We start from the raw sequence: 11711 nt of genomic DNA on the forward strand, positions 1-11711 counted from the left end.
CGCCCAAGTCGCGGCCATGTCGTCCAAGCCGGGCGAGGGCGCCGTCAACCAGGGCGTCGATGGCGGCAAGGCTGCCCCGGCCGCGCCTGGCGTCAAGATTTACACCGTGCCTAATCCGACCGCCACCGACAGCACGCCGGTCGCAACCGCCGCTGCCGCCGCGCCGGCCGCCGCCGCGCCGGCCAGCGAATCGGGCCGCCTGGAAGCCGCGTTGAAGAGTGGCCGTTTGCTGGTCATCCTGCCGCTGTTTGCGCTGCTGGGCCTGGGCCTGTCGTTCACGCCGTGCGTGCTGCCGATGGTCCCGATTCTGTCGTCCATCATCGTCGGTGAAGGCGCCAACACCAGCCGCAGCCGTGGTCTGGCCTTGTCTGCCACCTATGCGCTGGGCATGGCGCTGGTCTACACCGCACTGGGTGTCGCGGCCGGTCTGGCCGGCGAAGGTTTGGCCAGCGCGCTGCAGAACCCGTGGGTGCTGGGCGGTTTTGCGTTGCTGATGGCCGTGCTGTCGCTGTCCATGTTCGGCTTTTACGAACTGCAGGTGCCGGCCGCGCTGCAAAGCAAGCTGAGCACCGTCTCCAACCGCCAGGCGTCGGGCAAACTGGCCGGCGTGTTCGTGATGGGCGCGATTTCGGCCCTGATCGTCGGCCCCTGCGTGGCGGCGCCGCTGGCGGCCGCGCTGGTCTACATCAGCCAGTCGCGCGACGTGCTGATCGGTGGCGCCGCGCTGTTCGCCATGGCGGTCGGCATGAGCGTGCCGCTGATCCTGGTCGGCGTGTCGGCCGGCGCGCTGCTGCCGAAAGCCGGCGTGTGGATGGACTCGGTCAAGCGTTTCTTCGGCGTGCTGATGCTGGCGGTCGGCTGGTGGCTGGTGTCGCCGGTGCTGCCGGCCGTGGTGCAGATGATGGGCTGGGCCGTATTGCTGGTCGGTTACGGCATGTATCTGTTGCTGAACTCCGGCCAGTGGATCGCCAAATCGGTGGGCGTGATTGCCGTCGTGCTGGGCGTGGCGCAGCTGGTCGGCGTGGTCAGTGGCAGCCGCGATCCGCTGGCGCCGCTGGCCAACCTGAGCGGCGGTGCCAAGGCCCATGACGCGGCGCTGACCTTCCAGCGCGTGAAAACCGTGCAGCAGCTCGACGCGGTACTGGCGCAGACCGGCGGCAAGACCGCCATCCTCGATTTCTATGCCGACTGGTGCGTGTCGTGCAAGGAAATGGAAAAGCTGACTTTCGTCGATCCGCAAGTGCGCGCGCGGCTGGCAAACACGGTGCTGTTGCAGGTCGACGTCACCGCCAATGACGATGACGACAAGGCCATGCTCAAGCGCTTTGGCCTGTTCGGCCCGCCCGGCATCATCCTGTTCGACAAGCGGGGCAAGGAGATCGCCGGCGCACGCGTGATCGGCTTCCAGGATGCGGCCAGGTTCACCGCATCGCTGTCCGCCCTGAACTGATCAGCCCTGGCGGGGGCCGTGGTCGCCGCCCCAGCCGCGCTGGTCGCCGCCGCGTTCGCCACCATGCTCACCCCAGCCGTCGCGCTGGCCGTGGTGGCGCCAGCCGGCGCGCATCATGTGCGGCCGCGCCAGGCCGTGTTCGTCGAACAGCGTCTGCTGCGCCGGATTCAGTTGGCCGTAGAACGCGGTCACGGCTTTCAGACGGGTTTCCAGCATCGCGTCGCGCTTCTTGCCCATCTCCAGTGCCAGCTGCAGACGTTCCGGCGCGGTCAGCTTGTTCATCGGCTGGCGCGCGCGCGGCGGACCGTTGAACGCGGCCGGCCTGATCGCGGCCTGATAGGTGGCCCAGGCCGATTCCTGCTGCGCGGTCAGCTTCAGCAGGTCATGCAGACGCTGCTGGCGTTTGGCGTACATGTCGGCCATTTTGGCCTGCATCTGTTCCTTGGTCGGACGCTGGCGGACGTCGTGCTGCTTCGGCGCCGGCGCAGTGTCCTGGGCCTGGGCCGCGGCCATGCCCAGCACGGTGAAGCCGATCAGGATGCTTTTGCGGATGATGTTCATGGTCGTTTCTCCATCATTGAAAGTTGAGTATCGGCGGCCTCGTGGTGTGCCGCGTTGAGACCATGATGGCGGTGTAAGGTTGCCGCCACGTTTCTCTCGCCAAAGTATTTGTATCCATATGTTTCCCCTCGGGGAGCCGCCTGCCGCCTTATACAAGACGATACAATAGCCGTGTGGTCTTGCATGGATAATGAGGGCATGGAACCGACATCTACTATTCTGATCGTTGACGACGATCGCGACATCCGCACCCTGCTGGCCGACTACCTCGAATCGAACGGTTACCGTGCGCTGTGCGCCGCCGACGGTATCGCCATGTGGAAGCTGCTGGACGAAGCCCGCCCCGAGCTGGTGGTGCTGGACCTGAATCTGCCCGGCGACGACGGCCTGACCCTGTGCCGCAAGCTGCGCGCCCACTCGACGCTGCCGGTGATCATGCTGACCGCCCGCAACGAGCCGCTGGACCGCATTCTCGGCCTGGAAATGGGCGCCGACGATTACCTGCCGAAGCCATTCGAGCCGCGCGAGCTGCTGGCGCGCATCCGCAGCGTCCTGCGCCGCAGCAACGCCATGCCGGCCGGCGTCGGCACCGACAAGGCGCAGCAGATGAAATTCTCCGGCTGGACGCTGGACCTGACCGCGCGCCACCTGCTGAATCCGGAAGGCATCGTGATCATGCTGTCGGGCGCCGAGTTCCGCCTGCTCAAGGTCTTCCTCGAGCATCCGAACCGCGTGCTGAACCGCGACCAGCTGCTGAATCTGACCCAGGGCCGCGACGCCGACCCGTTCGACCGCTCGATCGACATCCAGATCAGCCGCCTGCGCCAGAAGCTGGGCGAAGACGCGCGCATGCCGCAAATTATCAAGACCGTCCGCAATGGCGGCTATGTGCTGGCCGGGCAGGTCACCGTGGAGCCGCAAGCGTGAGATCCTTCTTCGGCTCGATGAGCGGGCGCGTGTTCCTGGTCCTGCTGCTCGGTATCGTCGCCTCGGCGGCGCTGACCCAGTGGCTGGCCGTGAACGAGCGCACGCGCGCGCTGGAACGCTACCGCGACTTCCATGCGCTGGAACGGGCCGAGCAACTGATCACCACCGCCGACGTGCTGCCGGAAGCCGCGCGGCCGACCTATCTGATCGCCGCCTATCGCGGCACGGTGCGGCTGGAACTGAGCGACATGCCGCAGGCGCAGGCGCTGCCGCCTACCGATTTCTCGACCACCCTGCAACAGCGCCTCGGCGAACGCTTCAAACTCAGCCCGCTGGCCGAGCACCTGAGCGCCTGCGACCAGCCGCGCCAGGCCACCAGCATGTTCGCCTCCACCCAGTGGCGCGGCACCTGCGAAGCGATCAACGTGCAGCTGCATGACGGCCAGGTGCTGAAGCTGTCCGTGCTGCCGCCGCGCCAGGCGCCGCCGTCGCCGCACAGCGAGCTGCTGACCTTGCTGCCGTTCCTGCTGTCGATCGCCTTCCTGGCCTACTTGGTGGCGCGCATGACCATCAAGCCGCTGAAGCGTCTGGCGCAGGCGGCCAAGGATCTCGGCAACGACATCAACCACCCGCCGGTGGTGCTGAGCGGCGCTTCGGAAATCCGCCAGGCCAGCGCCGCCTTCAACGCCATGCAGGCGCGCATCCGCCAGCACATCACCCAGCGCACGCAGATGCTGGCCGCCATCACCCACGACCTGCAGACGCCGCTGACGCGGTTGCGCCTGCGGCTGGAAAAGGTCAACGATGCGGAACTCAGGCAGCGCCTGATCGACGACCTGTCTGCCATGCAGCAGATGGTCAAGGAAGGGCTGGACCTGGCGCGCAGCATGGATTCCAGCGAAACCATGCAGGCGCTGGATCTGGACGCGCTGCTGGACAGCGTCTGCAGCGACGCCACCGACATCGGCCAGCAGGTCGAACTGCGCGGCCGCGCGGCGATGGCGCTGATGGGACGGCCGCTGGCGATCCGCCGCTGCCTGGTCAATCTGATCGACAACGCCGTCAAGTACGGCCAATACGCCCAGGTCACCGTCGAGCGCATGGTCGGCGCGGCGCGCATCCGCATCCGCGACGGCGGTCCCGGCATCGCCCCGGACCAGATGGCGCGCGTGTTCGAGCCGTTCTACCGCATCGAAACCTCGCGCTCGCGCGAGTCCGGCGGCACCGGTCTGGGCCTGACCATCGCCCGCAACATCGCCGAGCAGCACGGCGCCAACGTCACCTTGTCCAATCATAAAGACGGCGGCCTGGAAGTCACACTAGTGTTACCGGAATATTACTCGGGCAATTAACCAACACGCGCGCAGAAAAAGCGGGAGATGGCCGGGGTTAAACGGTTTTTCCGATAAATACTGTGCGACAATATTCCGCCTCTGCTCGGCGGCAATACTTTTCGACGGCGTAAACCTGAATTCACAAAATGAAGAAATCTTCCTTGGCAACCCTGGTGGGGGCAATCGTCATAGTCGGCGGCGGCATCTGGTACACGACGCACAATAATGCCGAGCCGGCCGGCGCCGGCAAGGCGAAAAACGGCCAGCAGGGACCGACCACCGTCAGCGTGATCGCGCCGGTCAAGCGCGACGTGCCGGTGGTGCTGCAGGCGAATGGCACCGTGACGCCGATCAGCACCGTCGATCTGCATCCGCAGACCACCAGCACCATCGCCAAGGTGCACATCAAGGAAGGCCAGTACGTCAAATCGGGCGAGCTGATGTTCACGCTCGACGACCGCACCGAGCGCGCAAATCTCGACAAGGCCCAGGCCCAGGTCGAACGCGACCGCGCTTCGCTGGCCGACTACGAGCGCCAGTACAAGCGCGCCATGGAATTGCTGGACAAGAAATTCATCGCCCAGGGCGCGGTCGATACGCTGAAAGCCCAGGTCGATTCGGCCCGCGCGCTGCTGCAGGCCGACATCGCCGCCGCCCGCTCGGCCAACGTGGACGCCAGCTATACCGCGATCCGCGCGCCGATGACCGGCCGCGTCGGCGCCATCAATGTCTATCCGGGCAGCCTGGTGCAGATGACCACCTCGCTCACCACCGTCACCCAGCTGGACCCGATCACGGTCGCCTTCACCTTGCCGGAAACCTCTTTGTCCGGCCTGATGGCGGCGCAGCAGCGGGGGCCGGTGCCGGTGAAAGTCATGCTGGACAACTCGGACAAGGAAATCAAGGGCCGCCTGAGCTTCATCGACAACACCGTCGACCCGGTGGCCGGCGTGATTCGCGTCAAGGCCGAGTTCGACAACCGGGACACCAGCCTGTGGCCTGGCCAATACGTCAACACCCAGCTGACTTCCCACGTGTTAAAAGACGCGACGGTGATCCCGCAAAACGCTATCATTAGCAACACCCGCGGCACCTTTGTGTACGCCGTGGACAAGGACCAATCGGCCAAGGTGGTCAATATCAAGCGTCTGTATGCTTTTGGCGACAATGCCGCCGTGTCCGGACTGAGCGGCGATGAACAAGTGATTGTCGACGGCAAGCAAAACCTGCGGCCGGGCGGCAAAGTGCGCATCGCCGGGGCCGACAAGCCTGCCGATGCCAACAAACAGAAGGGCTAAGCAATGAACCTTTCCGAGTTGTGCATCCGCCGTCCGGTGATGGTGGTGCTGCTGTCGGCCACCCTGATCCTGGCCGGCGTGCTGGCCTACTTCTACATCCCGGTGGCGGCGCTTCCCAGCTACAACACGCCGGTGATCAACGTCTCGGCCGACCTGCCGGGCGCCTCGCCGGACACCATGGCGTCCTCGGTGGCGCTGCCGCTCGAAAAACAGTTCTCCACCATCGCCGGCCTGTCGCTGGTCACCTCCACCAACACGCTCGGCAATTCCTCGCTGACCCTGGAGTTCGACCCCAGCATCAACGTCAACGAGGCGGCGGTGGACGTGCAGGCGGCGCTGCTGCGCGCCCAGCGCCAGCTGCCGATCGAGATGACCGACCTGCCGTCCTACCGCAAGGTCAACCCGGCCGATGCGCCGGTGCTGTTCATGACCATGAATTCGCCGTCGCTGACGCTGTCGGAACTGAACGATTACGCGGAAAACCTGATCGCGCCATCGCTGTCCACGCTGCCCGGCGTGGCGCAGGTCTCGGTCAACGGCCAGAAGCGCTTTGCGGTGCGCATCCGCGCCAAGTCGGACCTGATGAACGCGCGTAACCTGACGCTGGACGAACTGCAGCAGGCGATCAAGTCGGCCAACGCCAACACCCCGCTCGGCATCCTGGACGGCCCCAGCCAGACCCTGACCATCACCGGCAACGCCCAGCTGATGAAGGCCGCCGATTATGCCGACCTGATCATCGCCCAGCGCAACGGCCAGCCGGTGCGCCTGAAGGACGTGGCCGAGGTGCAGGACAGCTTCCAGTCGACCAAGGCTTACGGCAGCTACAACGGCGAGCGCTCGATCGTGCTGCTGGTGCAGCGCCAGCCGGACGCCAACACCGTGCAGGTGGTGGACGGCGTGCGCCGCCTGCTGCCGCAGTTCAAGGCCCAGCTGCCGGCCTCGATCAACATCAACCTGGTCAACGACCGTTCGGTGTCGATCCGCGAAGCGATCCACGACGTCAACCTGACCCTGCTGCTGACGGTCGGCCTGGTGGTGCTGGTGATCTTCCTGTTCCTGCGCCGCGCGGCCGCCACCTTCATCCCGGCCATCACCATGCCGATTTCGCTGCTGGGCGCGCTGGCGCTGCTGTACGCCTTCGGCTACAGCCTGGACAACGTCTCCCTGCTCGGCATCACGCTGGCGGTCGGCCTGGTGGTCGACGATGCGATCGTGGTGCTGGAAAACATCGTGCGCCACATCGAGATGGGCAAGCGGCCGCTGGAAGCGTCGCTGGTCGGCGCCAAGGAAATGGGCTTCACCATCATCTCGATTTCCGTGTCGCTGGTGGCGGTGTTCATCCCGATCTTCTTCATGCCGGGCGTGATCGGCCTGATGTTCCACGAATTCGCCGTGGTGGTGGCGCTGTCGGTGCTGGTGTCGGCGGCCGTGTCGCTGATGCTGGTGCCGATGCTGGCCAGCCGCCTGCTGCCGGCCGACGCCATCGATCCCGAGCACGACCAGGGCAACTTCCTCGGCCGCTGGTTCGAGGCCGGCTTCAGCGCGCTGCGCAATTTCTACGCGCGCACGCTGGACGTGGCGCTGCATCACCGCTACGTGGTACTGCTGGCGGCGGTCGGCACCTTCGCGCTGACGGCGGTGCTGTATGCCACCATCCCCAAAGGCTTCTTCCCCGAGGAAGACCTGGGCCAGATCCGCGTGAATACCGAGGCATCGGAAGACATCTCCTCGTCGGCGCTGATGGACCTGCAGGAGCGCGTGGCCGAGGTGATCAAGGCCGATCCCAATGTGCAGGACGTGACCTCGTTCACCGGCGGCGGCAACACCGGCCGCATGTTCCTGGTGCTCAAGCCGCGCGACCAGCGCCAGAAGATGCCGCAGGTGCTGGACAGCCTGCGCAAGGCCACCAAGAAGGTGGCGGGCATTTCGGTCTACCTGAGCCCGGTGCAAAACCTGCAGCTGGGCGGCCGCCAGTCCAAGTCGCGCTACCAGTACACGCTGCAGTCGGTGAGCCCGGGGGCGCTCAACGAGTGGGCGGAAAAATACATGGACCGCATGCGCACCGATCCCGACTTCCGCGACGTCACCAGCGATTCGCAGAACAAGGGCCTGCAGGCGTCGCTGCGCATCGACCGCGACAAGGCCAACAACCTGGGCGTGGCGATCGGCGACATCCGCACCGCCTTGTACCTGGCCTTCGGTGAGCGCCAGGTGTCGACCATCTACTCGCCGGCGGCCAGCTATTACGTGATCCTGGAAGCGGCCGACGCCGACCGCCAGTTCGACAGCGCGCTGACCAAGATCTCCGTGCGCAACAAGACCGGCCAACTGGTGAAGCTGTCCAGCTTTGCCACGGTCGAACGCACCATCGGTCCGACCGCCGTCAACCACCAGGGCCAGCTGCAGGCGATCACGCTGTCGTTCAACCTGGCGCCGGATGTACCGCTGGGCATCGCCACCGCCAAGATCGACCAGTGGGCGGCCGACATGCACCTGCCGCCGTCGATCATCACCAATTACGGCGGCGATGCGGCGGTGTTCCAGAGCTCGCAGGGCAGCCAGCTGATCCTGATCATCGCCGCGCTGGGCGTGATTTACGTGCTGCTGGGCGTGCTCTACGAGAGCTACATCCACCCGCTGACGATTCTGGCCGGCCTGCCGTCGGCGGCGGTGGGCGCGCTGATCACGCTGCGGCTGTTCAATCTGGACCTGACCATGATCGCCATCATCGGCATCCTGATGCTGATCGGTATCGTCAAGAAGAACGCCATCATGATGATCGACTTCGCGCTGCACGCGCAGCGCACCGAGGGCATGACACCGGACAGGGCAATCCGCGAAGCCTGTATCCTGCGCTTCCGTCCGATCATGATGACCACCATGGCGGCGCTGATGGGTGCGCTGCCGATCGCGCTGGGCCTGGGCGCCGGCGCCGAGCTGCGTCAGCCGCTGGGCCTGGCGGTGGTGGGCGGCCTGATCTTCTCGCAGGTGATCACGCTGTACATCACGCCGGTGATCTACCTGTTCCTCGACAAATACAGCGGCACCGGGCCGCTGAGCGACCAGGAAATCAGCGCCGACGCCGAGATCGGCAAGGACGAGAAACTGCACGCCGTGCCGCTGAAGGCGGTGAACAAGCATTGAGCGGTAGCAAGTTGCACTGAAGACCACCTCTTTATCATGGGCCTTTGCCAGATAAAGAGGTGATCGGATGAAACGCCACGTAGTCACCATCATCGGCATGGGCCCGCGCGGGCTCAGCGTCTTCGAGCGCCTCGCCGCGGCGGCCGTCAGCCGCCAGCTTTCCCTGGATGTGCATCTGATCGAACCCGGCGAATGCGGGCCGGGCGTGCATTCGCCGCAGCAGCCGCCGTATTTGCTGATCAATACCCTGGCCAGCCAGGTCACCATGTTTCCGGCGCCGGGCGCGGTGCGCGACGCGCCGGTGTGCGCGACGCCGTCGCTGACCGAGTGGGTGCGGCTGCGCGGCGCCCAGGTGGCGGATGGCGATTACCTGCCGCGCAGCGTGCTGGGCGAGTATCTGGCCTGGGTCTACCGCCAGATCGCGGCGGCGCTGCCGGCCGGCGTCGCGCTGTGCCATCACCGCGCGCGCGCGGCGGATCTGCGGCGTCTGGCGGACGGCCGCTGCGAAGTGGTCCTGGACGGTGGCGCGCTGGTGGTCAGCGATTTCGTGTTTCTGACCACCGGCCACGGCTGCAATGAGCCCGGCGAGGACGACCGGCGGCTGGCGCGCTTCGCCCGGGAGCACGCCGGCCAAAACGGCAGGCTGGCCTTCGTGCGGCAGGCTTATCCGGTGTCGCAGCTGGCGGGCATCGGCAGCGATGCGCGGGTGGCGATCCAGGGCTTGGGGTTGAGCGCGCACGACGTCATCGCCGAGCTGACGGTGGGGCGGGGCGGCGTCTTTGTGGCTGTCGCGCAGGGCGGGCAGGGCGCCCGGTCCGGCAATGCGGCCGCCGGGGCCTTGCGCTATCTGCCTTCGGGCCGGGAGCCGCAGTTGACGCTGTGCTCGCGCCACTGCATGCCCTACGCGGCGCGCGGCATCAACCAGAAAGGGCTGGACGGCCGCCATCAGCCGCGTCACTTCACGCTGGATGCCGTGGCCGCGCTGCGCCGTCAGGCACTGATCAAACGCGGCACCAGCCAGCTCGACTTCGAGCGCGATCTGCTGCCGCTGCTCAAGCTGGAGATGGCCGAAGTCCACCGTGCGGCGGCCGCCGCGGCGTTTGCCCCCGCAGCGGCGGTCGCGGACGCCGATGCCTTGTTCGCCGAGCTGCTCTTTCCTCTGCAGGACCGCCGTTTCTCCACGTTGGCAGAATTCCGCCGTTACTTCCGCGCCTGGCTGCGGGCCGACCTGATCGAAGCCCATCGAGGCAACCTTGCCAGTCCGGCCAAAGCCGCCACCGATGTGCTGCGCGACGTGCGGGCAGTGCTGCAGGCCGCCGTCGAGCATGGCGGCCTGACGCCGTCTTCGCACCGCCGTTTTTTGCAGATCTATCACCCGGCCATCAACCGCGCCGCCTACGGGCCGCCGCTGCGCCGCAACCAGGAATTGCTGGCGCTGCTGGACGCCGGCATCCTCCGCATCCGCTCCGGCCCCGGCAGCCGCATCGACACCGACGCCGCCGCCGGCTGCTACCGCCTCGTCACCGCCTTCGCCAGCGGCACGGAAAGTCATCCCGTCGACGTGGTCGTTGTGGCAAGGTTGGACAGCTTTCTCCCCCAAACCGACACATCCTTACTCATCCGTAATGTGCTGCGCAGCGGCCTCGCCAGACCGTATGAAAATGGCGGTTTTCACCCCGGCGGCATCGACATTGACGCCAATGGAAGATTGCTCGACGCACAAGGCCGGGCTCTCCCCAGCATCTGGGCGCTGGGCTACCTGACCGAAGGGGCGCACTACTATACGCACGCTCTGCCGCGCCCCGGGATGCGCTCGCGGCAGGTGCTGGACGCGGACCGCTGCGTGGCGGCCATGATCGCCCGGATCGCGCCGGAAACGGCCGCAAAAGTGCGTCCGCGTACGGTCCAGCACGTATCTATCTCCTAGTCTTTTGTACAGCATTTGATACATACAGTAACACCCGTCAAGGGCTGGAACTTGTAAAGTGGAAAACCTGAAACTCCCTGAACGGTTCCCAAAAGACCGGGAGTCTGGCACTATGGCCCCATTTTGAGAAATCGACCCTCCAAGGTTTGCATCTTGCATCACGACTCCCACATTCTTTCGGCACACGCCGAGTACTGCGAAACATGCGGCCAGCGCCTGCCATCGGCGCAGGAAGGGTTCGCGACGTGGGAACGCAAGTCCAGGAACAACCGCATCGGTATCGGCATCTCCATCGCGCTGCACCTGGCGGGCGTGCTGTACTACCTGTTTTCGCCGACCCCCAAGCCGATCAAACCGCCGACCACCAAGGCTGGCCAGATGGTCTACATCGCGCCCCTGCCGGAAAAGATCACGCCGACGCCGAAACCGAAGCCCACCAAGCCGGAAACCCCGAAAGCCGTGAAACCGCCGCCACCGCGCAAGCAGGCGGTGACCAAGGACGTGCCGGCCGCGACCCGGCCGAAGCTGGAAACCTACGTGCCGCCGGTGCAGGCCACCATGACGCCGCCGCCCGAGCAGGACATGTCGGAAATGATCGCCAAGCGCCGCGCCGCGCGCGAGGCGCTGAATCCGCCGGCACCGCCTTCGCCGCCGGTGGAGAGCGAGGCCGACCGCGCCAAGCGCATCGCCCTGGCCAACATTGGCCGCGCCAACGCGGCCAGCCAGAACAGCGGCAACGACAAGGACGACAGCGGCGGCGTGTTCTCGGTCGACAAGAGCTTCCACAGCGCCGAAGTGAAATTCCGCGGCTGGAACGTCAACTTCAAGCGCAACTGGCTGCAGCAGATCCACGTCGAGCAGGGCGCGGAGCAGGACATCGAGACCGCGGTAGTCAAGGAAATGATCAAGATCATCCGCAAGGAAAAGCAGGGCGACTTCCAATGGGAATCGCGCCGCCTGGGCAAGGTGGTCACCCTGAGCGCGCGCAAGGAAGACGAAAAAGAACTGAGCGCCTTCCTGCTGAAAGAAATGTTCCCCGAATACACCCGGGGCGCCTCCAGATAATC

General features: G+C 65.8%; 8 protein-coding genes. 7 read left to right on the forward strand and 1 reads right to left on the reverse strand.

Translation table 11 applies throughout. From position 1 onward, the window contains the following. Positions 1-1450: protein-disulfide reductase DsbD (gene dsbD, locus E4L98_RS23055; RefSeq protein WP_135203880.1), on the forward strand; the 1450-nt coding region annotated here is incomplete at its 5' end. Here dsbD and E4L98_RS23060 read toward each other — a convergent pair. Beyond that, entirely contained in the window at positions 1451-2011 is a 561-nt protein-coding gene (locus tag E4L98_RS23060) for a Spy/CpxP family protein refolding chaperone (RefSeq protein WP_135203881.1), read from the reverse strand. A gap of 198 nt (positions 2012-2209) precedes the next feature. Here E4L98_RS23060 and E4L98_RS23065 point away from each other — a divergent pair, with 198 nt between their 5' ends. From E4L98_RS23065 to E4L98_RS23090, 6 genes are all read left to right on the forward strand, one after another. Beyond that, complete coding sequence (locus tag E4L98_RS23065; protein ID WP_135203882.1) at positions 2210-2938, forward strand: response regulator; 729 nt, start codon at positions 2210-2212, stop codon at positions 2936-2938. Beyond that, positions 2935-4290: an ATP-binding protein gene (locus E4L98_RS23070; RefSeq protein ID WP_229257527.1), complete on the forward strand. Its 1356-nt coding sequence runs from the start codon at positions 2935-2937 to the stop codon at positions 4288-4290. The genes E4L98_RS23065 and E4L98_RS23070 overlap by 4 nt, the downstream gene beginning before the upstream one ends. Positions 4291-4418: 128 nt before the next feature. Then, positions 4419-5570 carry an efflux RND transporter periplasmic adaptor subunit gene (locus E4L98_RS23075; RefSeq protein ID WP_135203883.1) on the forward strand — a complete coding sequence of 384 codons (1152 nt, stop codon included), beginning with the start codon at positions 4419-4421 and terminating at the stop codon, positions 5568-5570. A gap of 3 nt (positions 5571-5573) precedes the next feature. Further along, a complete protein-coding gene (locus tag E4L98_RS23080) occupies positions 5574-8717 on the forward strand; it encodes an efflux RND transporter permease subunit (protein WP_135203884.1) in 3144 nt (1047 codons plus the stop codon). Positions 8718-8784: 67 nt separating this feature from the next. Further along, positions 8785-10644 carry an FAD/NAD(P)-binding protein gene (locus tag E4L98_RS23085; protein WP_135203885.1) on the forward strand — a complete coding sequence of 620 codons (1860 nt, stop codon included), beginning with the start codon at positions 8785-8787 and terminating at the stop codon, positions 10642-10644. A 153-nt stretch (positions 10645-10797) separates the two neighbouring features. Then, positions 10798-11709, forward strand: a complete 912-nt coding sequence (locus E4L98_RS23090) for a hypothetical protein (RefSeq protein WP_135203886.1) — start codon at positions 10798-10800, stop codon at positions 11707-11709. The last annotated feature ends 2 nt before the right edge of the window (positions 11710-11711 follow it).

This window comes from Duganella callida (genome assembly GCF_004614165.1).
In the GTDB taxonomy this organism is placed as follows: Bacteria; Pseudomonadota; Gammaproteobacteria; order Burkholderiales; family Burkholderiaceae_D; genus Rugamonas; species Rugamonas callida.

What these genes read in the sequence shown, in the direction of transcription:
- E4L98_RS23060 (WP_135203881.1), bottom strand. Translation starts at nt 2,011, where the DNA reads ATGAACATCATCCGCAAAAGCATCCTGATCGGCTTCACCGTGCTGGGC.
- E4L98_RS23075 (WP_135203883.1), top strand. Translation starts at nt 4,419, where the DNA reads ATGAAGAAATCTTCCTTGGCAACCCTGGTGGGGGCAATCGTCATAGTC.
- E4L98_RS23085 (WP_135203885.1), top strand. Translation starts at nt 8,785, where the DNA reads ATGAAACGCCACGTAGTCACCATCATCGGCATGGGCCCGCGCGGGCTC.
- E4L98_RS23065 (WP_135203882.1), top strand. Translation starts at nt 2,210, where the DNA reads ATGGAACCGACATCTACTATTCTGATCGTTGACGACGATCGCGACATC.
- E4L98_RS23080 (WP_135203884.1), top strand. Translation starts at nt 5,574, where the DNA reads ATGAACCTTTCCGAGTTGTGCATCCGCCGTCCGGTGATGGTGGTGCTG.